The organism is Bradyrhizobium sp. IC4060 (assembly GCF_020193715.1).
Taxonomy (GTDB): Bacteria; Pseudomonadota; Alphaproteobacteria; order Rhizobiales; family Xanthobacteraceae; genus Bradyrhizobium; species Bradyrhizobium yuanmingense.
In genome coordinates this window covers 86,308-107,770 of the sequence record NZ_JADYVJ010000011.1, presented here as the reverse complement: position 1 = coordinate 107,770, position 21,463 = coordinate 86,308, and the positions used below count along the sequence as shown (strand labels likewise).

General features: G+C 64.9%; 20 protein-coding genes and 1 tRNA gene. 13 read left to right on the top strand and 8 right to left on the bottom strand.

Annotated elements, in window-relative coordinates:
• Positions 1–38 precede the first annotated feature (38 nt).
• The 3 genes from I6F16_RS28860 (at position 39) to I6F16_RS28850 (ending at position 3,161) form a co-directional block, all read left to right on the top strand.
• Positions 39–650 (top strand): LysE family translocator, encoded by a 612-nt coding sequence (locus I6F16_RS28860; protein WP_109145265.1) that lies wholly within the window; start codon positions 39–41, stop codon positions 648–650.
• Between the two features lie 651 nt (positions 651–1,301).
• On the top strand, positions 1,302–2,501 hold the full coding sequence (locus I6F16_RS28855) for a GGDEF domain-containing protein (protein WP_036030394.1): 1,200 nt from the start codon (positions 1,302–1,304) through the stop codon (positions 2,499–2,501).
• 33 nt (positions 2,502–2,534) lie between these two features.
• Positions 2,535–3,161 carry an N-acetylmuramoyl-L-alanine amidase gene (locus I6F16_RS28850; RefSeq protein WP_225114060.1) on the top strand — a complete coding sequence of 209 codons (627 nt, stop codon included), beginning with the start codon at positions 2,535–2,537 and terminating at the stop codon, positions 3,159–3,161.
• A 121-nt stretch (positions 3,162–3,282) separates the two neighbouring features.
• Here I6F16_RS28850 and rpoH read toward each other — a convergent pair whose 3' ends face one another.
• Both rpoH and I6F16_RS28840 read right to left on the bottom strand, forming a co-directional pair.
• A complete protein-coding gene (gene rpoH, locus I6F16_RS28845; protein ID WP_036009602.1) occupies positions 3,283–4,182 on the bottom strand; it encodes an RNA polymerase sigma factor RpoH in 900 nt (299 codons plus the stop codon).
• A 218-nt stretch (positions 4,183–4,400) separates the two neighbouring features.
• A complete protein-coding gene (locus tag I6F16_RS28840) occupies positions 4,401–5,408 on the bottom strand; it encodes an RluA family pseudouridine synthase (RefSeq protein ID WP_109145262.1) in 1,008 nt (335 codons plus the stop codon).
• Between I6F16_RS28840 and I6F16_RS28835 the strand changes: the two genes are divergently transcribed.
• From I6F16_RS28835 to I6F16_RS28825, 3 genes are all read left to right on the top strand, one after another.
• The gene (locus tag I6F16_RS28835) at positions 5,407–5,751 is read left to right on the top strand and encodes a hypothetical protein (protein WP_036009606.1); all 345 of its coding nucleotides are present in this window, start codon (positions 5,407–5,409) and stop codon (positions 5,749–5,751) included. The genes I6F16_RS28840 and I6F16_RS28835 overlap by 2 nt on opposite strands.
• A gap of 57 nt (positions 5,752–5,808) precedes the next feature.
• Positions 5,809–5,883 (top strand) — tRNA-Glu (locus I6F16_RS28830).
• 117 nt (positions 5,884–6,000) lie between these two features.
• Positions 6,001–7,818, top strand: a complete 1,818-nt coding sequence (locus I6F16_RS28825) for an NERD domain-containing protein/DEAD/DEAH box helicase (protein WP_225113880.1) — start codon at positions 6,001–6,003, stop codon at positions 7,816–7,818.
• 320 nt (positions 7,819–8,138) lie between these two features.
• Here the strand turns inward: I6F16_RS28825 and I6F16_RS28820 are convergent, their stop codons facing one another.
• The 3 genes from I6F16_RS28820 to I6F16_RS28810 all read right to left on the bottom strand — a co-directional run bounded on the left by I6F16_RS28820 (position 8,139) and on the right by I6F16_RS28810 (position 10,426).
• A complete protein-coding gene (locus tag I6F16_RS28820; protein WP_036009620.1) occupies positions 8,139–8,558 on the bottom strand; it encodes a CBS domain-containing protein in 420 nt (139 codons plus the stop codon).
• A 182-nt stretch (positions 8,559–8,740) separates the two neighbouring features.
• Positions 8,741–9,211, bottom strand: a complete 471-nt coding sequence (locus I6F16_RS28815; RefSeq protein ID WP_036009608.1) for a YbaK/EbsC family protein — start codon at positions 9,209–9,211, stop codon at positions 8,741–8,743.
• A 189-nt stretch (positions 9,212–9,400) separates the two neighbouring features.
• Positions 9,401–10,426 (bottom strand): alpha/beta fold hydrolase, encoded by a 1,026-nt coding sequence (locus I6F16_RS28810; protein ID WP_225113881.1) that lies wholly within the window; start codon positions 10,424–10,426, stop codon positions 9,401–9,403.
• Between the two features lie 984 nt (positions 10,427–11,410).
• Between I6F16_RS28810 and I6F16_RS28805 the strand changes: the two genes are divergently transcribed.
• From I6F16_RS28805 to I6F16_RS28795, 3 genes are all read left to right on the top strand, one after another.
• A complete protein-coding gene (locus tag I6F16_RS28805; RefSeq protein WP_249785643.1) occupies positions 11,411–12,901 on the top strand; it encodes an amidohydrolase family protein in 1,491 nt (496 codons plus the stop codon).
• Positions 12,902–12,904: 3 nt separating this feature from the next.
• Positions 12,905–13,834, top strand: a complete 930-nt coding sequence (locus tag I6F16_RS28800; RefSeq protein WP_225113883.1) for a GTP-binding protein — start codon at positions 12,905–12,907, stop codon at positions 13,832–13,834.
• Positions 13,835–13,899: 65 nt separating this feature from the next.
• Positions 13,900–14,769 carry a DUF1989 domain-containing protein gene (locus I6F16_RS28795; RefSeq protein WP_225174191.1) on the top strand — a complete coding sequence of 290 codons (870 nt, stop codon included), beginning with the start codon at positions 13,900–13,902 and terminating at the stop codon, positions 14,767–14,769.
• 37 nt (positions 14,770–14,806) lie between these two features.
• Here the strand turns inward: I6F16_RS28795 and I6F16_RS28790 are convergent, their stop codons facing one another.
• Positions 14,807–15,184, bottom strand: a complete 378-nt coding sequence (locus I6F16_RS28790) for a tautomerase family protein (protein WP_036028785.1) — start codon at positions 15,182–15,184, stop codon at positions 14,807–14,809.
• Positions 15,185–15,342: 158 nt separating this feature from the next.
• Here I6F16_RS28790 and I6F16_RS28785 point away from each other — a divergent pair, with 158 nt between their 5' ends.
• On the top strand, positions 15,343–15,942 hold the full coding sequence (locus I6F16_RS28785; protein ID WP_225113885.1) for a TetR/AcrR family transcriptional regulator: 600 nt from the start codon (positions 15,343–15,345) through the stop codon (positions 15,940–15,942).
• 3 nt (positions 15,943–15,945) lie between these two features.
• On the opposite strand, the gene I6F16_RS28780 is transcribed toward I6F16_RS28785, so the two are convergent.
• Both I6F16_RS28780 and I6F16_RS28775 read right to left on the bottom strand, forming a co-directional pair.
• Positions 15,946–16,416 carry a hypothetical protein gene (locus tag I6F16_RS28780; protein ID WP_225113886.1) on the bottom strand — a complete coding sequence of 157 codons (471 nt, stop codon included), beginning with the start codon at positions 16,414–16,416 and terminating at the stop codon, positions 15,946–15,948.
• Positions 16,417–16,430: 14 nt separating this feature from the next.
• Complete coding sequence (locus I6F16_RS28775; RefSeq protein WP_225113887.1) at positions 16,431–16,931, bottom strand: hypothetical protein; 501 nt, start codon at positions 16,929–16,931, stop codon at positions 16,431–16,433.
• A 288-nt stretch (positions 16,932–17,219) separates the two neighbouring features.
• On the opposite strand from I6F16_RS28775, the gene I6F16_RS28770 reads away from it, so the two are divergent.
• The 3 genes from I6F16_RS28770 to I6F16_RS28760 all read left to right on the top strand — a co-directional run bounded on the left by I6F16_RS28770 (position 17,220) and on the right by I6F16_RS28760 (position 21,455).
• Positions 17,220–18,902, top strand: coding sequence for a cache domain-containing protein (locus I6F16_RS28770; RefSeq protein WP_225113888.1), 1,683 nt, complete (start codon positions 17,220–17,222; stop codon positions 18,900–18,902).
• A 12-nt stretch (positions 18,903–18,914) separates the two neighbouring features.
• Entirely contained in the window at positions 18,915–19,586 is a 672-nt protein-coding gene (locus I6F16_RS28765) for an aspartate/glutamate racemase family protein (protein WP_225113889.1), read from the top strand.
• 147 nt (positions 19,587–19,733) lie between these two features.
• Positions 19,734–21,455 (top strand): AMP-binding protein, encoded by a 1,722-nt coding sequence (locus I6F16_RS28760; protein WP_225113890.1) that lies wholly within the window; start codon positions 19,734–19,736, stop codon positions 21,453–21,455.
• The last annotated feature ends 8 nt before the right edge of the window (positions 21,456–21,463 follow it).

Sequence of the window (21,463 nt, the reverse complement as noted above, 5' to 3'; positions counted from 1 at the left end):
CGCTTTCTCGCAGCGCGCTGCGGTGATAAGGTCGGCCCATGACCTGGTCCTTCCTGCTCACCTCGCTCATCGTCGTCGCTTCCCCCGGCACCGGCGTGCTCTACACGCTCGCTGCGGCGCTGACCCGCGGTTCGCGCGCCAGCGTGGCGGCCGCCTTCGGCTGCACGCTCGGCATCGTGCCGCACATGGCGGCGGCGATGCTCGGTCTTGCCGCCGTGCTCCACACCAGCGCGCTCGCCTTCGCCGCGCTGAAATGGTGCGGCGTCGCCTATCTGCTCTACATGTCCTGGCAGGCGCTGCGCGAGACCGGGGCGCTGGCGGTTGGCGGCGAGATCAGGGAAAGATCGAGCAGCCGTGTCATCGTCACCGGCTTCCTGATCAACATCCTCAATCCAAAACTGTCGATCTTCTTCCTCGCCTTCCTGCCGCAATTCGTCGCGGCGGACGAGGCCCATGTGCTGGCGCGCATGCTGGAATTGAGCGGCGCCTTCATGGTGATGACCTTCGCGGTGTTCGTCCTCTACGGCTTCTGCGCCGCCGCGGTGCGCGAGCGCGTCATCTCCCGCCCGGCCGTCATGGCCTGGCTGCGCCGCTCCTTTGCCGCCGGCTTCGCCGCGCTCGGCGCCAAGCTGGCGTTGTCGGAAAGGTAGGTCTTCGTCACCTCTCGAAAGGTCTCGTCATGCCGGGACAAGCCCGGCCATGACGCTGTTAGAGCGGGTACACTTCGAACTCTCGCACAATAAAAAAGCGGGCCTTGCGCCCGCCACTTTCGATCGACCCGACGCCCGGGCGGAGCTCACTCCACCCGGGCAAAGAAACAGAAGCCTCGTTACTTCTTCTTCGCCTTCTTGGCCTTTTTTGCCTTCTTCTTCGCCGCCTTCTTCGCTTTCTTAGCCATAGTATCCTCTCAAGGGTTAATGGTGGAACGCGACACGAGGGTGCTCGGCGGAGGGCCAGCCTCGCAACATCCTCGACGACAAACTCAGCAGATTCGGAGCCGGCTGCCCCGCGTCGTCACATCCGTGTCATCCTGTTATCCACAGCTCAGATGCACTTTCGGGTGATTTTTGGCGCGAATCCGCTCCACGCGTCAGCACGGCCATCGGCCGCGACAGCCTTAACGATCCGGCAATAGCCGCATGCCGTTCATGAATCCAAAACCAAGGGCGCGTTTTCGCGAGCCGCAGTGAGACTCCATTAAGCGCAACCATCGCATTGTCTTCCGCAAGAAAACGGGGATGGGTCATGGACGGACGGCTGCCGGGATCGGGGGGCGGGACGCTGCGCGTGCTGTGCGCGTCATGCTGAACGTACCGACATTGTGGACGGTCTTCGTCGTCAACTTCCTGGCGCTCGGCGTGATCTGGGCCTACGTGACGCGTTCCTATCCGAATTTCGCGGCTGCGCGGTTCTGGATGGCATCGGCCTTCGTCGGTGCCGCCGGCGCGATGACGGCCTTGATCCGTCTGTTCGTCGCCTCTCCCCTGCCGCTGCTGCTCGGCGCCGGCGGTGTCATCGCTGCGAGCTGCCTTGCCGCCATGGGAATTCAGCGCTTCTACGACCGGCCGGTCTCGTGGCGCCTGATGACCGCGACGGGGTGCTTGAGCCTTGTCGGCGTCGTGCTCTTCATGGTCGGATTCGAGCACATGCAGCTGCGCATGCTCAGCTACACGTTCGGTCAGGCCCTGCCGCTGATGCTGGCGCTGCGTCTGTTGTTGTCGCCGGAAGGCCGCGTCAGTCCGGGCGCCAAGCTGTCCGGCATCGTCATCCTCAGCATCATCGCGATCCTGCTCGTGCGCACCGTGGGCAATCTGCTCGGCTACGATCTCTCGGCGCGCGCCGGCGGCCAGGCCCATGCGATCATGGTGCTCGGGCTGCTGTTCCTGTCGATGACGCTCAATTTCGGTTTCCTGCTGATGGCGATGGACCGGTTGCGGGGCGAGGTTGCCGACCTCGCGTTGCTCGACGATCTCACCGGCGTTGCCAACCGGCGGCATCTCTTGCAGCGCCTGACCGAGGAATGCGCCCGTTCGGGGCGCAGCGGTGAGCCGTTCTCGCTGCTGCTGATCGACCTCGACGGCTTCAAGACCATCAACGACACCCATGGCCATGCCGCCGGCGATGCCTGCCTCAAGCACTTCACCCTGATGGCGCAGACGCGCTTGCGGCCCGGTGACATGCTCGCCCGCACCGGTGGCGACGAGTTCTGCATCGTGCTGCCGTCCTCGTCGCTGCGCGAGGCTGCCGCGATCGCCCGCCGCGTGCTTGAGGTCTGCCGGCAGGATGCCGTCAGCTGCAGCGGCCGCGACATTCCGATCGCGATCTCGATCGGGGTTGCGGAGTGGGATCGCGGCATCGGGGAATTCCCGGACCGCCTGATGGCCAATGCCGACCATGCCCTCTATGCGGCCAAGAAGAACGGCAAGAACGATTTTGCGGTCTATGACCCCACCCCGCCGTTATCGCCCGAGTCTGTCGGGACGGTGAGGACATTCGCGTAAAGCCTGTTAGGCTTGGGTCGCATTGGACCCCGCATGATGATATTTCGCCTGCTCGCGGCCGCGTTGGCCGCTCTCCTTCCGATCGTCCCCGCCGCTGCTGCGGATGCCGAACTCGCCAGGCTCGCGCGCGCCTCCGGCACGCCCGACATCCCCGGCTTGAAGATCGTCTGGCTGGCGCCGTGGGGCGAGGTCCGCAACGCAAAACCCTGGCGCAACATCATCGTGCACCAGACCGAGGGACCGGCGGGCTCGGCCCGCGGCGGCGCGCAGGCGCAGGCGAAGAACCCGACGCGGCGCGGCGTCACGGTCTGGGTCGAGACCGACGGCACGGTCTATTGGGCGGTCGCCGAGAACCTCGTGCCGACCCACGGCGACGGCGCCAACCGCAACGACAACAAGTACATCGACAACCGTCCGACCTACCGCCAGGTGGTGCGCGACAATTCGATCGGCGTCGAGTTCGCCGGCAATTATCCCGACGTGACGGCGGGGCCGACCGAGGCACAGGTCGCGGCGTGGAGGATCCTCGTGAAAGTGCTGCGCGCGCGCTACGACATCCCGCTCGAGCGGGTCTACGCGCACAACTGGATCGACTACAAGGACGCCCGCTATTGCGAAGGCTGCACGCTCGCGACGATGGCAAGGCAATGGGGGGAGTAGGCGGTGTGCCCACACGCACCGCTATCGGGCGCAGTTCGCATCACACCAACAAAAAAGCCGGCGTTGCCGCCGGCTTTTCGTCTCTTTCGATCCGCCAATCTCTGGCGCTGAGCCGCCACGCTTAATGCGCGGCTTCCAGCGCGGCCTGTTCGGCCTTTGCGATCGTGCCCTTGACCGCGGACTGCACCTTCTCGAAGGCGCGGACCTCGATCTGGCGGACGCGCTCGCGCGACACGCCGAACTCGGCAGCAAGGTCTTCCAGCGTCATCGGCTCATCGGCGAGGCGGCGGGCCTCGAAGATGCGGCGTTCGCGCGGGTTGAGCACGCCCATGGCGCCGTTCAGCGCGTCACGGCGGTGATCATACTCCTCGTGCTCCGCCATCATGGCTTCCTGGTTGGGCGTGTTGTCGACCAGCCAGTCCTGCCATTCGCCGGCTTCGCCATCGTCGCGGATCGGTGCGTTGAGTGACGCATCGCCGCCGAGGCGGCGGTTCATGTCGATCACGTCCTGATCGGTGACGCCGAGGCGCTTGGCGATCAACTTGACTTGGTCGGGGCGGAGATCGCCTTCGTCCAGCGCGTTGATCTTGCTCTTCGCCTTGCGCAGGTTGAAGAACAGCTTCTTCTGGTTCGCGGTGGTGCCCATCTTCACGAGCGACCACGAACGGAGGATGTACTCTTGAATCGACGCCTTGATCCACCACATGGCGTAGGTGGCGAGACGGAACCCCTTCTCGGGTTCGAATCGCTTCACCGCCTGCATCAGGCCGACATTGCCTTCCGAGACGACCTCGGAGATCGGCAGGCCGTAGCCGCGATAGCCCATGGCGATCTTGGCCACGAGGCGGAGATGGCTGGTGACGAGTTGGTGTGCCGCGTCGCGATCGTCATGCTCACGCCAACGCTTGGCGAGCATGTACTCCTCCTGCGGTTCCAGCATCGGGAATTTGCGGATCTCGGCGAGGTAGCGAGAAAGGCCGGATTCTCCATTGAGGACCGGCAAAGCAGCGGTACGGGCCATAGTGCGCCCTCCAAAAGGTTCAGGCCCCCGATAGCGGCGGGCCAGGCAGACGACCGCTGTGTTAAAGCCGGCCGTAGCTGCGATGTTCCGCGTTGGTCATTTCAACGCAGACGCAATATACCCCATCGGGGGTCAAAAAGGGAAGGATTGCTGACGTCACGTCCCCGTGTGGCAGCTATAACTTTTTGTAATGTAAAGGCTTTCTGAAGCGGCCTGCGTCATAGCGCCGCCTTGAGCGCACGTTCCAGGAGAAGCAAATCCTCCGGCAAAGGCGCCTCCCAGTGCAGTAATTCTCCCGTCCTCGGGTGCTCCAATACCAGCAGGTAAGCATGTAAGGCCTGCCGCCCCAGCGCCGCCAAAGCTGCCTGCGACTCGGGGCCGAGCTGGTTGGCCTTGGTCTTGAAATGCGGGCCATAGACGGCATCGCCCATCAGCGGGTGGCCGATATGGGCGAGATGGACGCGGATCTGATGGGTGCGGCCGGTCTCGAGCTCGCAGGCGAGCAGGGCGGCGACGCCCTTGCCGTCGCGTCCATGAAAGCTCTCCAGGATTTCCCAATGCGTCACCGCCTCGCGGCCACCCTGGCGTACGGCCATCTTCTCGCGTGCATGCGGATGCCGGTCGATCGGCGCATCGACGGTGCCGCGGTGCCGGTTCGGCACGCCCCAGGCGAATGCCATGTAGCCGCGCCGCATCGCGCCGGTGCGGCCGTGATCGGCGAATTGCGCCGTCAATGAAGCGTGGGCGAGATCGTTCTTGGCAACCACCATCAGCCCCGTCGTGTCCTTGTCGAGCCGGTGCACGATCCCGGGCCGGCGCACTCCGCCGATGCCGGAGAGCGAGGCGCCGCAATGGGCGATCAGCGCATTCACCAAGGTGCCGGTCTCGTGGCCGGCCGCGGGGTGCACGACGAGGCCCTTGGGCTTGTTGAGGACGACGATGTCGTCGTCCTCGAACACGATATCGACGGCGATGTCCTCCCCCTTGGGCTCGGCGGGCGCCGCTTCCGGCACGTCGATTATGATCGTATCGCCGGATGCGACGTGATAAGCGGGGTCGCGGACCGCGGAGGCCTTCAGGTGCACTGCGCCCGCCAGGATCAGGGCTTTCAGCCTCGATCGCGACAGCTCCGGCAGGCGCGCCGCCAGCACGCGGTCGAGCCGGGCCGAGCCCTCGGAGCCTTCGACCACAACCTCCAACCTTTGCGCTGACCCAGGGCTTTCCATGACGACGTCTGATACCGCTGTTCCCGAACCGACCCCCGAGCAGGCCGCGCTGTTCGCGCGGGTGCGGCGGATGATGCTGATCGCGGGGTTGACCACGGCGCTGGCGTTCTGCGCCGTGCTGATCGCGGTGGGCTACCGCCTTTTCAAGTCTGAGGGAAGGGCGGTCGAAGCGGCAAGCGATGTCACTGCCACCCTGCCCAAGGGCGCCAGAATCGTCTCGACCGGGGTCGCCGGCGACCGCCTCGTAGTGACGCTGGATCTCGGCGGAATCATCGAGATCCGCACCTTCGATGCCCATACCCTGAAGTCGGCCGGACGGCTGAAATTCGCCAATGAGCCGTAAAACGCCCCTCGGGGTCCTTGCGGCGGACAAATTTCGAGGCTATTGGCTAGCCCTCACGCTCCCTTCGTCTAGCGGTTAGGACGCGGCCCTCTCAAGGCTGAAACAGGGGTTCGATTCCCCTAGGGAGCGCCAGCTGATCCTAAGCCATTGAAAACCTGCACACTCTAGGCGACCATGTCAGCCTGGAGAGACCGCCCTGTTGCACTTTGCCTCACAAGGTGGTCCGCAAATGGTGCTCGCGGTCGTGACATGGCTATCCTGATCCCGAGTCTCGGCTTCGCGCGCTTCGACAGCCGTGGTGAGCTACGACTGGCGGAACGATTGAAGGACTTCCTCGAGGAGAACGCCGTCGTTTGGCACAACCTGCCTGTCGGGCCTCGCAACCGGCATCCGGACTTCATCATCATTCATCCCGCGAACGGCCTGCTCGTGCTCGAGGTGAAGGACTGGCGCCTGGAGACGATCGTGTCGGCCGACAAGACGAAGGTCGAGCTGCTGACAAGTCGTGGTGTGGTGCGGGAAAGCAATCCGCTGGAGCAGGCTCGCAAATATACATTCGAGGTCGTGCGCACGCTTGAGCGCGACGGGCAATTGTTGTTTCCGCCGGGACATCGCCTCGCGGGCCGGTCCATCGTTCCGTTCGGCTTCGGGTCCGTGTTCACTAACATCACCCGCAAGCAGTTCGATCAGACCGATCTCAAGGAGGTGTTCTCCGGGCATCTCTGCCTGTTCAAGGACGAGATGACCGAGGGCGCGGACCCCGAGGAATTCCGGTCGAAATTGTGGCGCATGGTTCATCCGCGTCTCGAAGAGCCGCTGTCCATGCCGCAATTCGACCGCCTGCGCGCGCTGCTGTTTCCGGAGGTTCGGATACGACAGATTGCCCTGCCTTTGGACGATGCGCCTCGCGCCGATTCTTCGGATCGGACGCTCGCGGTCATGGACCTTCATCAGGAGCAGTTCGCGCGCAGCCTGGGCGAGGGGCATCGCATCATTCGCGGCGTCGCCGGATCGGGCAAGACCCTGATCCTCGCTTTTCGCGCCGAGTATCTGGCACGTGCGGCGGCAAAGCCGGTGCTGATCCTGTGTTACGCCAACGGCATCGCCGGCCGGCTTGAAGATGCCATGCAGAGCAGGGGTGTCGAGGACCGCGTTCAGGTTCTCACCTTCCACTCGTGGTGCTACCGGATGCTGCGGACGTACGGGATTACCGCCCCATCCGAGCGAGACTATCCGGACTACGCGGAGCGCCTGGCTGCGAGCGTTTCAGAGGTCGTGAAGGCGGTCGATCACGGCCATATCCCGGCGGAGCAGTACGACGCGGTCCTGATCGACGAGGCGCACGACTTCGAACCGCAATGGCTCGCGCTTGCGGCCAAGATGGTGAACCCGCGCACCAAGGCGCTGATGGTCGTCTACGACGATATCCAGGCTATCTATAAGGGGCGTGAACGGCCGGTCTGGAGCCAGCTCGGCATTGAAGCAAAGGGCAGAACGACCGTACTGAAGGTGAACTATCGCAACACCGCCCAAATCGTTGCCTTCGCGAGACGCTTCGCCGCGGACGTCATCGGCGCTCCCGGCATCACGGCCGACGACGAGCACGCCATCCTGCTGCCCGAAGATGCGGGTCGGCAGGGACTGGAGCCGGATGTGCGGCGGTGCGTGAGCATCGAGGCGGAAGCTCACTGCGTTGCCGAGTGGTTTCTCGACCGTAAGAAAGCCGGCTACGAGTGGTCGCAGATGGCGTGTCTCTACCCGGAGCACTGGATCGGCGGACGGGTTGCGCAGATTCTCGCCGGGCATGGTGCGCCGATCGACATCGCCAAGGACAATCGCAACCGGGTTTCGGTCAAGCGGGTCGCCGTGCGATTCCTGAGCATGCACAGCGCGAAAGGGCTGGAGTTTCCCTGCGTCGCCATCGCCGGCTTGGGCCTGCTCGGCCGCCACGGCGAGACCGTCGAGGAATGTGTCCGGCTGACCTATGTCGGGGTGACCCGGGCAACTCACGAGGCGCTCCTGACGTATTCGAGCGAGTCGGCATTGGTGCAGCGCTTGATCGCGTAGCCCGACGCCGCGCAGGCGCTCTTTCACGCGGTAGTGCAGTCGATCGAGCGGAGGATCGCCCGCTGCACGTCCGCATTCGAAAGAAACACATCGTGGTAGGTTGCGCGTCGCAGCGTCATCGATGATGACGTGATCGAGTGAACGGGCCTTGCATCCATTCCGGCGCAACTTGCATTCACTCCGGCGCAAAATGAGCCGCATCGCGTCGTCGCTTCTGCGCCGCGCGATAGTTGCACCACGAGCGCATGACTCGGGCTCCCACTCAACCCTATTCGGGGGGATCGCGAGAGGAGCCGTGGCCATACGTTTTGGCGGTAACTTCAGTGATGCGCCGAAACGCTTCTGACGGTCTCGGTGAGCATGTCACCCGATGAGGAATGGCTGACGTCACCCAGGCTGATGATGCCGACCATCCGCTTGCTCTTGTTGATCACCGGCAGCCTGCGGACCTGCAGCTTCTCCATATGATGCATCGCCTTGGCGAGGTCATCGTCCTCGCGGCAGCAATGGATGCCCTCGGTCATCACGTCACGTGCCGTCGCGCGGCCGGCATCGAAGCTGTGGCTCGCGAGTCCTTTGCAGACGATGTCGCGGTCGGTCACCATTCCGACCAGCTTGTCATCCTCGCCAATCGGAATGCAGCCGATGTCATGTGCCCGCATCAGTTTGGCAATCTCGGTGATTGGGGTGTCGGGGCTGACCCAGTCGACACCCTTGTGCATCACGTCTTTGACTTTCATGGCGAGCCTCCGTTCGTGGGTTTCAAGTGCGTTGATGCAATGCAGCGGCACCCCCTTCTTCCGAACTCCGACCAGACAAAGCGCAGACACTTTCGCCGCCACCCTGCGGAACGGTATGACGGCGAACTTGCGGCTAGAGTTCCCGCCCAGGGCCGCAAGGACAATGGGCGGCGCACAGGTCCTCAGTCATGCGCGCTGAAGCGGCCGTGCGGTGCGTTGGCCGTCAGGCGCGCAAACTGCGCGTGACCCATGTGAAGCAGCGTCTCATGATCGCCGGCTTCCATATAGATGTCCGGCTGTGCCTCGAGGCTGTCGTCGACGATGATGTCCAATCCGTAGCATTTGCCGACGGCAGGAACTGCACCGTGTGCACAGTCGCTGAACAGCCGATTGATCTCGGTTTCATTGGCCATGTGGACATTGTCGCCGAGGCTTGTCCTCAGGTCCGACAGGCGGAGGTGATGCGATGCGGGCAAGACGGCCAGCATGTATCCGCCGTCGCGCCGCAACACGATGCCCTTGGCGAGGCGATCGCCGGAGATATGGCATGCCTGCGCCGTTCGGGCGGACGTCATGCTGAGTTCGTGCGGGATCACCTCGTACTGGATGTTCTCAGCGGCGAGGTATTTCTGGAGGGTGGGAGCAATGGCCATGGCATCACCTCCGATGCGGAATGGAAACCATCCACCGTGAGGCGATCCTGCAGACTCTCGCCATTCGATGGGCGGCTGCCTGACTAGCTACCCAACATAGGTCTTCCATCCGCAAGCTGCAATGCAATTCCCCTCGGAGCCGCAACGGGTGTGGGCAGGAGCAGGCTTTTCGCGTGGCTCGGCGCTCTCCTACGCCGTCGTGCCGTCGATCGAGCGGCGGATCACCCGCTGCACTTCCGTATTCGACAGGAACAAATCGTGGTTGATGATGCCCCAGCCTTCCTGGGAGGCATCGACCACGCGCACACCGAGCCCTGCGATGGCGGCCTTCTCGGCCGCGCCGACGCGGGTCATGCCGCCGGCGAGCTGCCCCGACAGCGCCAGTGCACGATCGTTGGTCGAGGCGATCACCGTGATCTTGCCGGCGAGAGGGCCGATGCGCTGGATCGCCGACGAGAACACGTCCATGTCGATGTCGGGCGCGGCAAACACCACCGCGCCAATCTTGCTCGTCACCGTGTCGCCGTATCTCCCATGGAGCTGGCGCAGGCTTTCGAGGGTCAGCATGGTTCCCATGCTGTGGGCGACGATGTGCACGCGCCCCGCCCCCGGCGCCGACACCAGCGCAGAGAGCACGCGCTCGAAATTGTCGCGCGACCACATCGCGCTGTCGCGGTCATAGGCGTAGTCGAACAGTCCTGCCTTGGAAGGCCAGGAGAACGCCATGGTCCGGCCGCGGAACTTGATCCCATCGGAAAGGTGGGCTGCATCCAGCACCGCCGTCTCGAATGTCTGCTTGAAACCGTGCACATAGATCAGCACGTCCCCGCCGCCGGCCTGCGCAGCGAGATCGCCGGCGTCGGCCGGGACCGGCTCGATCCGGTCGAGACGCCAGTTCTCGAGTCCGACCGAGGCGAGGGAAAGTCGGCTCTCGTCCGGCGCCGTCAGCTTCGCCCGCGCGACCGTCATGCTTGCGGCACGCTCCGGCCCGAACCAGGGTTTCGCGCGAGCACCGTTCACGGGCTTGCGCGTGGTGACGACAAGCAATGTCGGGTCGACCGAGAGCGAGGAGGCGTCGTAGCGCGCGCCGGTCGCACCGAGGCCAGCGCATCCGCCAAGCGCCAGCGCGCTACCCGTCGACAGGAGCCCGCCAAGGAGAGCGCGGCGCGAAACGGAAGGACGGCAGTCGCGTTGCAGGAGACTTCGGACGATCACACGGAACCTCGGGAACTTTGCCCCCCGTAACGCCGCCCCGTCCAGCTCCCTGAAGGACAATGGGGGCGAGAAGACGGCAGAGTGGTGTCGCGGCCGGTTCAGTGCTGGACCCGGTCGATTGCCGGATCAGTCAATGATGTCGATCGAATGGAGCTTGCACCAGTCGCGCAATGCCCGCTTGGTCGCGTCATTCTCCGTCGGGCAAAACAACACAGGTCTCTGTCAACCTCTCTCGCCAAAAATATTCCGCTTTACCGAAATTCGGATTTGTCGTATGTGTCGGCCATTCCAGCCCACCAAGGGGCGGTCGTACGTCGTTTCGAGCGCGGGCTGGAAGTTGCGGTGGACGCGGGCGGCGTTGAAGGCGGAGCTTGCGCGTGCAGGGCGAGATGAACCTCGTGAGCATGCGGGACCCGCGAAGACGAACGGCGCCCCTGCGTACGGCGAAACCGTGTGGTCCTGGCCGTCGTTGCTACGGTCAAGCCTTGGCGAAGACGTCATCGCGTCAACCGGCGCGAGAGGCGTGACTTTCGCGGAGGCGAGGGAGGCCAGAAGGAACTCGGCTCCCGGGAGAGCGCGGCATAGGCCGTCAAACCATCGCGCAGGGAAGGCCTGGTTTCGGCTGCCCTGTGTCTCCCCTGTGCACTGCGTGTGCATTCGTTCAGCGCAGGGGTCTTATGGGTGCCAGCTGGCGCCCGGTCTTCCCTGCGCCCTTGCTTTCGAGGGGTGTAAAGCGGAGCATAGCTCCGGCAGATCCTGCCGCGAGAACGCAAGCGCGTGCCGATTGGACCTACGAAATGACGCAGGTGGTCCCGCGCTCCGGCCCTGATCCACTCCCAGCAAACACCGGCCTCCCAAGCAAGCATGCCGCATAGGCGTCGGTGGTGGTGGCCGTTCGCTCCGGAATCTGCACTATGCCCGCCGATGCCTCCGGAGCTGCCGGGCCTTTTGGAGGTTTTTGCAAAAGCTTTTCGGAGTGACGAGATGAGCGGTTTGGTGGTCTCTGGCGGCCGGGTGGTGGATCCCGCGAGCGGGATGGACGCCGTTGGGGATGTGGCGGTCGTGGACGGCAAGATCGCCGCCGTCGGCACGGGCCTCGGCGGCGCCGAGCGGGTGATCGACGCCACCGGCCTCGTGGTGGCGCCCGGCTTCATCGATCTGCATGCCCATGGCCAGTCGATCCCGGCCGATCGCATGCAGGCGTTCGACGGCGTCACGACCACCCTCGATCTCGAGGCCGGCGTGCTGCCGGTCGGGTCCTGGTATGAGCGCCAGGCGCGAAAGGGCCGCGTGCTGAATTATGGCGCGGCCACCAACTGGGCCTTTGCCCGCATCGGCGCGATGACGGGCTCCAACGCGGAGAGCTCGCTGGAAGCATTCGGCAACGCCATGCGCGACCGTCGCTGGATGGACAACGTCGCAACCGATGCGGAGGTGTCGGGCATTCTCGAGCGTCTGGCCCGCGGCCTCAACGAGGGCGGTATCGGCATCGGCATCCTCAACGCCTATGCGCCCGGCGCCGGCGTGCAGGAGCTGACCGCAGTGTGCCAGCTGGCCGCGAAGCAGGACGTCCCCACCTTCACCCATGTCGCCTTCATGTCGCGCATCGATCCCGAGAGCGCAGTGGAAGCCTATATCCGCCTGATCGGCTATGCCGGCGCCACCGGCGCGCACATGCACATCTGCCATTTCAACTCGTCGAGCAAGACCGACGTCGAGCGTTGCCGCGTGCTGATCGAGAAGGCGCAAGGACAGGGCCTGCCGATCACGGTCGAGGCTTATCCTTACGGCACCGGCTCGACCGTGCTGGCCGCGGCCTTCTTCAGTGATCCCCAGTTCGTCGAGCGCAACGGCACCGGTTACGATTCCGTGCAGCGCGTCACCGACGGCTACCGCTTCCACGACCGCGAGGAGCTCTTGAAGGCGCAGGCCGAGGAGCCGTCCTCGCTGGTGCTCTGGCACATTCTCGACACCGAGAACAATGCGCACCACCGCGACCTGCTCGATATGTCGGTGCTGTATCCCGGCGGCGCGATCGCCTCCGACGCGATGCCGTGGACGCTGTCGGACGGCTCAACCTACACCGGTGATGCCTGGCCGCTGCCGGATGATGCGACCTCGCATCCGCGCTCGGCCGGCTGCTTCACGAAGTTCATACGTGAATGGGTGCGCGAGCGCAAAGCCGTGTCGTTGCTGGAAGGCGTGCGCAAATGCGCGCTGATCCCGGCGGAGATCCTCTCGCAGAGCACGCCGGCGATGCGGAGCAAGGGCCGGCTGGCGAAGGACGCGGATGCCGATATCGTCGTGTTCGACTACGAGAAGCTTTCGGACCGAGCGACTTTCACGGCGATGAACCGGCCCTCTGAGGGTGTACGGCATCTGGTCGTCAGCGGTCAGGTGCTGATCAGCGACGGCATGCTCGATGTGACCGCGCGGCCGGGCAGGCCCGTGCGGCGGCCTGTGGTCGAGGGCTGACCCATGCCGGTCCCCATTCTCCTGGTGACGGGCTTTTTGGGGGCGGGCAAGACCACGGTCGTCAACCATCTGCTGGCGCATGCGGAGGGGCGGCGGATCGCTGCCGTCGTCAACGATTTCGGCGCCATCAACATCGATGCGGAGCTGATCGCGGGCGCGAGCGACGGCGTGGTCAGCCTTGCCAATGGCTGCATCTGCTGCTCGCTCGAGGGCGATCTGCTCCGCACGCTTTCGACGCTGCTGCGGCGTGATCCCAAGCCCGATTGTATCGTCATCGAGACCAGTGGCGTTGCCGATCCCGCCGACATCGTGCGCAACCTAATGGACCCCGTGATCCTGCGCGAGGCGCAGCTGGAGACGGTGCTTTGCGTGTTGGACGCAGGGACACCGCCTTCGGCTCTGGACGACGCGCTGATGCGGTCGCAGCTGCGCGTCGCCGATATCGTGGCATTGAGCAAGCTGGATCTGGCGGGCGCGGGCGCGGGGGTGCGGATGCGTGACGCCATCCGCGCCCAGCGCGTGCCCGCGGTGGTGGTCGAGGCACAGCACGGCGAGATTCCGCCCGCGCTGCTGTTTCCCGCCGGTGCCGACCGCGCTCCGGCGCCGCGCGAGGTGGGACCGAAACGGCCGGCGGAGGAGCGCTTCGAGGCACTGAGCTGGACCTCGGATAAGCCGGTCTCGCTGCCGCGCCTGCAGCAGGCCATCAGCCGCCTTGCGCCGAAGCTGGCGCGCGCCAAGGGCCTGTTCGAAACCATCGAGCAGCCCGGCCGCACGATGGTGTTTCAGTTCGCCGCCGGCCGCGCGACCCTGGCGCCTGGCGATGCGCCGACACCGGGCGCGGCGCGGACGCGCATCGTCTTCATTGCCGAGCTTGGCATGCTCTCGAAGGTGGAGCTCGATGAAGTCATGGAGGCGTGCGTTGCCGGCGGCTGAGGTGAGGGGGTAGGGTCAACCGCTTCCGCCATTAGCCACCACCTCTCCTCTTCCGAGGCCGAACTATGCCGCCAAATATGCCACCCGCCCCCGCTGATGCTGCCTCGCGCCGCGCTGCCAAGCCGGCCATCGTCTATCCGGCCGGGACGATGCCCGGGCCGGACATGGCCGCGCTCGAAGCAATCCGCCGTGCCGCGGTCAAGACGCACGAGCTTATCGTGCCGCCACGCGATGCCCGTGCCTTTCGCGTGGCGCGCGGCCAGTTCTTCCGCATCGTGAGCATCGAAGGCCCTCAGGTCGGTGACCTCAATCTCTGGAATGCAGACGATCTCTCCGAGCGCTTCTTCAGCGGCAAGACGCGGGCGCTCCATGGCACGCATGTCGGCATCGGTGACCGGCTGTGGAGCAATATGCCCTATCTTCGGCCGATGGCGACCATCAGCCACGATACGCTTGGCTGGTACGGCTTCGACGCCGACGGCGCCGGCATTCACGATGTGATCGGCACGCGCTGCGATCCCTACACAAATCTCCTGCTGAACGGCACGGCTTACGATTTTTGCTGTCACTCCAACCTGTCCCGCGCCCTCGCCACCGAATTGAAGGCGGATCCGGCCGCAGTGGAGCATCATGTCCACGACGTGCTCAACGTCTTCATGTGCACCGGCTTCACTGGGGATACGCACCAATATTTCATGAAGGCAAGTCCGGTCCGCCCCGGCGACTTCATCGAGCTCTTCGCGGAGATCGACCTGCTCGGCGCGCTGTCGGCCTGTCCGGGTGGAGACTGCAGCGCAACCCATTCCAGCGATGCCGCGGCATGCCATCCGCTCAAGATCGAAATCTTCGAGCCGGATCGAACGGCCCTGAAAGGCTGGACCTGGCCTACCCCGAGCGCGTATCACCGTCACCACGGTGCGCATGCGGGAAGCTGAATCTCAGTCCTCGACCGGCAATCCGTCGCCGTGCACCTCACGCGAACTGCGCGATGCCGTGACCGACGGACCAGTTCTCCTTGGGCGCGTCGAGCACGTTGACGAACACGTCCTCGGGCCTGATCCCCGGGTTCTCGCCGAGCAGGTCGGCGATCCGGCGATACAGCGCTTTCTTCTGCTCGGCCGTGCGCGAGGCGAACACGGTGATCTGGATCAGCAGGGCGTCTTCGCTGCGCTCGACGCCGTAAGCATTGCCGCAGCGGAAGTTGGCCGGCTCATGCTCGGTGATGGCCATGAACGCATCGCCTTCGGGCACGTTCAGGACCTCGCGCATCGCGCGGTAAAGTCCGTCCAGAATCGCCTGCCGGTAGCTTTGCGGCTTACCGGCGCGCATCGAAATGTGGAGGAGAGGCATCACGCGGCCCTTTGCATGCGGCCCCGTCCGACACGGCGATGTGAACGCCGCCGGCTCGGCCAATTGAGAAAAACGGACTATCAATCTCGATCAGTTTTTGACACGATGTCGAGAAAGCATGTTCTTGACGGCATGTCAAATACTTTGCGGAGCCAAGCTTGAGACCGCGCGAGTTCGATCATGACGAGGTTCTGCGCATCGCGTTCGACCAGTTCTGGCGCAAGGGCGTGCGCGGCACCTCGCTGTCCGACATTGCGCGCGATGCGGCGGTCCAGCGCGGAAGTCTCTACAATGCCTTCGGCAGCAAGGAGGCGCTATTCCTGCAGGCCTATGAACGCTACGCGGGGGATTATCTCGCCAAGCTGCAAAAGGCGCTCTGGGCAGGTTCCTTGCGCAAGCGCCTCACCGCCTTCTTCGATCTAACCATCACCAATCTCCGCTCGGGCACGCCGCCGCGCGGCTGTCCGACGACGCGCGGGCTGATGGAGCTCGGCGGCGCCGAAGGCGAGGGGCTCGACGACAACGCGCGCCAGGCTTTTGCGAACCTGATCTCGCGCATCACCACACTGCTTCAGGACACGTTGGCCGCTGGCGCGGCGCGGGGCGAGTTCGACGGCAATCCCGCGGCTGCGGCGCTGCACATCGTCACCGTGACGCGCGGCCTCGCCGTGCTCGAGCGTGCCTTCGGGGACGAGCCCCAATTGCGCAAGATCGCCGCGCACACGATCGATCTCGTGCTCGGCAGGAATGGCGGATAGGTGTCAGCACAGCGCGAGCGCGTTGACCGCGCGTGTCGCAGCATCCTCCTTGCCGGAGCCAACGAGCTGGCCAACGGTGGATTCGAGCTCGCCCGGGGGCTTGCGGCGCGCGACCGCCAGCAGTCGCATCAATTCCGCCTCGTCCTTGGAAAGCCGCCTGCAGGACGGCGGCATGAAGCACAGCTCGCAGGACCGCTCCCTGCGCAGAATCCTGACGAGCGCGGCCGCGCGCGCGACCAGCAGCGGGCTGTCGGCAATGCCGGGCGCTTCCTCGGCAAAGCGATAGGCCGCTTCCCAGCAATCCGATGCGCCGGTCGCATAGGCCGCTCCGATGAAGCGGAGCAGCGCCAGCGCGAGGCGGGAAAAATCATCGTAGCTGTCGATGTCCGGCCGGGTCGCAAGCGCGGCCTGGAGTGGACAGAGCAGCGGCTCACCAGCGTCCGACGTCGGCGCAGAATCGCAACTGGCCCGCATCGTGAACGATCTCGTCAATGCAACGTCGCGCTGCCCACGAACCAGCTCTTCATCGCCAAAATCCTGTCATGCTCGACAGGCTGCACGTGCCGGTCGGGCAGGACGAGGCCGGCCATGCGGAAGATCGTCGCAAGCCCCAGGACCGGCGCGAGCGCCCAATCGGCGCCGATCGGCGGCAGCCAGCGCTCGAACTGCTCGCGCGCGACATCGACGCGGTCCTGCTGGGCCGCGGCAATCGCGCGCAAGATTCCGCGCTCGCTGTCGGACATGCGCGGACAGGTGGGGCAGTGCACTTCGATCGCGGTATGCGCGGTGCAGGCAAAGATCTCGATGATGGAATCCAGCGACAGCACGGCATCGCCGACGCGAAAATGGTCGTACACCTGCTGGATATCGGCCGCCGTCGGGACGGCGCTTCCGCTACGCGCCTTCGCCCGAAATCCCCAGATGAAGAGACGCTCCGCTGCGCTCAGCGCAGGAAGGTCGACGGGCCTGGTGTATGTCGATCGATGCATTGTGCTTTCGGCCTCCGGCTGCGCTCACGCCAGCGCTGGCGCGGATGATCTGCGCCGATCGTTCTGCCAGAGAGCTCTCCAAGTCAACGCGCGGAGAGGCGATGTCGAGGTGTTCTAGATTGGAAGAATTCGTATCTCGGGTGAGGTCGGTCTTGCTTGTCTCGTGGCCATACGAGCGTGCCGGTAACCCGCAAAATTTCGGAGTGTCGGGAACCCGAATGCTTAAAGCTTTGCTAAGAGACGCGGGATAATCTGGCATATCAGCCCTTCCAATTCCTGTGAGCACCGATGATTTTCTCCCGCATCAGTTTCAAGCTGGTCCTGATTGTCGGCATCAGCCTCCTCGGCATGATCGCGTTGGCGCCGGTCGCCCTCTCGACCCTGCGCACGCAGATGGTCGCCGACCGTCAGGCCAAGACGCAGCAGATGGTCGATGTTGGCTACGGCATCCTGGCGCACTACCAGAAGCTCGAGGGCGAAGGAAAGCTCTCGCGCGAGCAGGCGCAGGGCGGCGCGATGGCCGAGATCAAGAGTCTGCGCTACGACAAGGTCGAGTATTTCTGGATCAACGACATGACCCCCAAGATGGTCATGCATCCGATCAGGCCCGAGCTTGACGGCAAGGATCTGTCCGGGATGAAGGATCCCGCCGGCAATGCGCTGTTCATGGGCTTCGTTGACGTCGTCAACAAGCAGGGTGCGGGCTTCTACGGCTACCTCTGGCCGAAGCCCGGCTTCGACCAGCCGGTCGGGAAAATCTCCTATGTGAAGGGCTTTGCGCCCTGGGGCTGGATCATCGGCACCGGCATCTATCTGGACGATGTCGATGCCGCCTTCCGCCAGAACGCGATGACCTTCGCCTATATTTGTCTCGCTGTGCTGGTCGTGGTGCTCGGCGCCTCCTTCCTGATCGGCCGCAGCGTCACCCGGCCGCTGGCCCGGATCACCGCGCTGACCGAGCGCCTTGCCGCCGGCGACAGCGCCTTCGACGTGCCCTACACCGACCGCCGCGACGAGGTCGGCGGCCTCGCCAAGGCGCTCGCCGTGTTCAAGGACAATGCATCGGCGGTGAGCCGGATGCATGCCGAGCAGCAGGAGCTGAAGCAGAAGGCCGACGAGGAGAAGCGCAAGACCATGACCGATCTCGCCGGCAAGTTCGAGGCGAGCGTCCAGGCCGTCGTTCGAGACGTCTTCGACGAGGCCCGCGCGATGCAGCAGGCCGCGCAGGGCATGTCGGAAACCGCGAACAAGGCGAGTGACCGTGCGAGCTTCGTCGCCACCGCGTGTCAACAGGCCTCGAGCAACGTGCAGACGGTGGCCTCGGCCGCGGGCGAATTATCGGCCTCGATCGCCGAGATCAGCCAGCGCGTCGCGCAGGCCGCGACAGTGGCCGACAAGGCCGCCGCCGACGGCCAGCGCACCAACGACACCGTGCAGGGCCTTGCCGCCGCCGCGCACAAGATCGGCGAGGTCATCGACCTCATCAACCAGATCGCCTCGCAGACCAATCTGCTCGCGCTCAACGCCACCATCGAGGCGGCGCGCGCGGGCGAGGCCGGCAAGGGCTTTGCGGTGGTCGCGAGCGAAGTGAAGTCGCTGGCGAGTCAGACCGCGAAGGCGACCGACGAGATCGGCGCGCAGATCACCGCGATCCAGGCCGAGACCAATCAGGTCGTCGGCAACATCGAGAGCATCCGCGCCACCATCATGGAGGTCAACGAGATCTCCTCGTCGATCGCCGCCGCGGTCGAGGAGCAGGGCGCCGCGACGAAGGCGATCGCGCACAGCGTGCAGGAGGCGGCCTCCGGCACCGACCAGGTCTCGCACAACATCTCCGGCGTCACCGACGCGACGGCCGAGACCGGACAGGCCGCCGGCCTCGTACTGCAATCGAGCGGCCGGCTGACGCACAAGCTGCAATCGCTGCAGGACGAGGTCAGCGCCTTCGTTGCGGGCGTGCGGGCGGCTTAGTATAACGGGAGGATGGGCCAAAACTCCGATCGACGCGCGCGCATCCTCCTGATCAATCCGAACAGCAACGAGGCGACCACCACGATGATGGTGGCGATCGCAAGGTCCGCTGCCACCGATGGTTTCGACATCGTCGGCGCCACGGCAACGCGTGCGCCCACGATGATCGTCTCGGCGGACGCGCTGGAGGCGGCTGCGCTGGAGGCCGAGGAGATCGCGCGTCTCCGTGACGGCGAGTGCGACGGCGTCATCGTGTCGGCTTTCGGTGATCCTGGCCTCGCCGGGATCAAGGCGGCGATGAAGCTGCCCGCCGTCGGCATCGGCGAATCCGCGATGCTGGAAGCCGCCGGGAACGGTCGCCGGTTCGGCGTGGCGACCACGACGCCGTTGCTGAAAGCGAAGATCGATGCATTGCCTGATACGCTGGGCTTGCGCGCGAGCTACACCGGCACGCGCTTCGCCGATGGTGATCCGCAACAGCTGATGCGCGATCCGGCGCAGCTGCGCGCAGCGCTCGCCGGCGCGGTTGAGGCCTGCATTGTGCGAGACAGAGCGGAAGCGGTCATCATCGGCGGCGGGCCGCTGGGTGAAGCGGCGCGCGAGCTTCAGCCGATGTTCGCGGCGCCAATCATCGCCCCGATCCCATCTGCCGTGCGACGGATCATTCGTCTCGTCGCGGCGTAACCTCTGGTTTTTCCGCGCCGCGGCATCGGCCGTGCTGCGGAAAACTGTTTTCCTTGACATCAACTCTGCGGTGCTCGACGTGTAACGAGGTCGAGCGATGCTGCCTTGCGTCCCTCGCGAAAAGAAAAGCAACACGGGAAGGACGTCATGAACACGGGCCTCGACGAGAATGACTACCTCGCCACCTTGCGCGGCCTGTGGGACAAGGCCTGGCCGAAGGGCCTGCCGCGCTCGCCGAACTATCTGCACGGCGAAGTTCCCCTGACGGAATATCTGCGCACCTGGGCAAAGCGGAGTCCGGAGCGGCCCGCGGTGATCTTCTACGGGCATGTGACCACCTATGCCGATCTCGATCAGAAGAGCGATCGCTTTGCGGCGCTGTTGCAGGCAAAGGGCGTGCGCAAGGGCGATCGCGTCGCCGTCTTCCTGCCGAACTGCCCGCAATTCCACGTCGTGTTCTTCGGCATCCTGAAGCTCGGCGCGATCCACGTTCCCATCAGCCCGCTGTCGCGCGCGTTCGAATTGTCCTACCAGCTCAACGACACCGAGGCCGAGGTGATCGTCGCGCTCGACCAGCTCATTCCTATCGTTGATCAGGTCCGCGGCGAGGTGCGCCTGCGCGAGATCATCGTCACCAGCTTCGCCGATGTCGTGCCGGCGGCGCCTGCGTTTCCCGCGCCGGACTCGATCCGCACGCCGCGCGTTGCGGTCTCCGGCGCAACTGATCTCCTGCCGGCGCTCGCGGCACTGCCCGCACCGACCCCGCTGCCGCCGCCCCACCTCGATGATGTCGCTGCGCTCAATTACACCGGCGGCACCACCGGCATGCCCAAGGGCTGCGTGCATACCCATCGCGATATGGTTTACACGGCCGCCGCCAATTACGGCATCTCGTTTCCCTCGGATGAGAGCAGCGTGTTCCTGTCGTTCTTTCCGGAGTTCTGGATTGCGGGCGAGAATTCCGGTCTGATCTTCCCGCTGTTCTCGGGCGGCACGCTGGTTCTGCTCGCGCGCTGGGACGCTGTCGGCGCGATGGCGGCGATCGACAAGTACAAGGTCACGATGACGGCGATGCCGGTCGACAGCGCGGTCGAGATGATGGACCATCCGCGCTGGAGCGAGTTCGACCTGTCGTCGCTGCAACAGGTGCGCGTGGTCTCCTTCGTCAAGAAGCTCAACGCCGGCTATCGCAGGCGCTGGAAGGACCTCACCGGCACGATCTTGATGGAGGCGGCCTGGGGCATGACCGAGACCCACACCTCCAATACTTTCACCGCTGGCTTTCAGGACGGGGATTTCGACCTCAACAGCCAGCCGATCTTCGTCGGCCTGCCGGTCCCCGGCGCCGAGTTCAAGATCACCGATTTCGAGACCGGTGCGCTGCTGCCGCTGGGAGCCGAAGGCGAGATCCGCGTGCGTACGCCGTCGCTGCTCAAGAGCTACTGGAACAAGCCCGAGGCGACGGCGGAATCGCTCGTCGACGGCTGGTTGCGCACCGGCGATATCGGCACCATCGACAAGGACGGCTTTCTGCACTTCCTCGGCCGGCGCAAGGAGATGCTGAAGGTCAAGGGCATGAGCGTGTTTCCGCCGGAGATCGAGGCGTTGCTGGGGCAGCATCCGAAGGTGCTGGGCTCGGGCGTGGTCGGCCGTGATGATCCGGACAAGGGCCAGGTGCCGGTTGCTTACATCCAGCTCAAGCCGGAAGCGATCGGTACGGTCTCAGAACAGGAACTGCGCGCCTGGTGCGCCGAGCGCATGGCCGTCTACAAGGTTCCGGAAGTCCGCATTATCGATGCGCTGCCATTGACGGCAACGGGCAAGGTCAGGAAGCAGGACCTCATTCCAAATCCTCCTGCCGTCCAGTGAGAGAGACG

What these genes read in the sequence shown, in the direction of transcription:
- I6F16_RS28800 (WP_225113883.1), top strand. Translation starts at nt 12,905, where the DNA reads ATGCCGGTCCCCATTCTCCTGGTGACGGGCTTTTTGGGGGCGGGCAAG.
- I6F16_RS28825 (WP_225113880.1), top strand. Translation starts at nt 6,001, where the DNA reads ATGGCTATCCTGATCCCGAGTCTCGGCTTCGCGCGCTTCGACAGCCGT.
- I6F16_RS28855 (WP_036030394.1), top strand. Translation starts at nt 1,302, where the DNA reads ATGCTGAACGTACCGACATTGTGGACGGTCTTCGTCGTCAACTTCCTG.
- I6F16_RS28780 (WP_225113886.1), bottom strand. Translation starts at nt 16,416, where the DNA reads ATGCGGGCCAGTTGCGATTCTGCGCCGACGTCGGACGCTGGTGAGCCG.
- I6F16_RS28775 (WP_225113887.1), bottom strand. Translation starts at nt 16,931, where the DNA reads ATGCATCGATCGACATACACCAGGCCCGTCGACCTTCCTGCGCTGAGC.
- I6F16_RS28860 (WP_109145265.1), top strand. Translation starts at nt 39, where the DNA reads ATGACCTGGTCCTTCCTGCTCACCTCGCTCATCGTCGTCGCTTCCCCC.
- I6F16_RS28790 (WP_036028785.1), bottom strand. Translation starts at nt 15,184, where the DNA reads ATGCCTCTCCTCCACATTTCGATGCGCGCCGGTAAGCCGCAAAGCTAC.
- I6F16_RS28815 (WP_036009608.1), bottom strand. Translation starts at nt 9,211, where the DNA reads ATGGCCATTGCTCCCACCCTCCAGAAATACCTCGCCGCTGAGAACATC.
- I6F16_RS28820 (WP_036009620.1), bottom strand. Translation starts at nt 8,558, where the DNA reads ATGAAAGTCAAAGACGTGATGCACAAGGGTGTCGACTGGGTCAGCCCC.
- I6F16_RS28760 (WP_225113890.1), top strand. Translation starts at nt 19,734, where the DNA reads ATGAACACGGGCCTCGACGAGAATGACTACCTCGCCACCTTGCGCGGC.
- I6F16_RS28795 (WP_225174191.1), top strand. Translation starts at nt 13,900, where the DNA reads ATGCCGCCAAATATGCCACCCGCCCCCGCTGATGCTGCCTCGCGCCGC.
- I6F16_RS28850 (WP_225114060.1), top strand. Translation starts at nt 2,535, where the DNA reads ATGATGATATTTCGCCTGCTCGCGGCCGCGTTGGCCGCTCTCCTTCCG.
- rpoH (WP_036009602.1), bottom strand. Translation starts at nt 4,182, where the DNA reads ATGGCCCGTACCGCTGCTTTGCCGGTCCTCAATGGAGAATCCGGCCTT.
- I6F16_RS28805 (WP_249785643.1), top strand. Translation starts at nt 11,411, where the DNA reads ATGAGCGGTTTGGTGGTCTCTGGCGGCCGGGTGGTGGATCCCGCGAGC.
- I6F16_RS28765 (WP_225113889.1), top strand. Translation starts at nt 18,915, where the DNA reads ATGGGCCAAAACTCCGATCGACGCGCGCGCATCCTCCTGATCAATCCG.
- I6F16_RS28835 (WP_036009606.1), top strand. Translation starts at nt 5,407, where the DNA reads ATGACGACGTCTGATACCGCTGTTCCCGAACCGACCCCCGAGCAGGCC.
- I6F16_RS28770 (WP_225113888.1), top strand. Translation starts at nt 17,220, where the DNA reads ATGATTTTCTCCCGCATCAGTTTCAAGCTGGTCCTGATTGTCGGCATC.
- I6F16_RS28840 (WP_109145262.1), bottom strand. Translation starts at nt 5,408, where the DNA reads ATGGAAAGCCCTGGGTCAGCGCAAAGGTTGGAGGTTGTGGTCGAAGGC.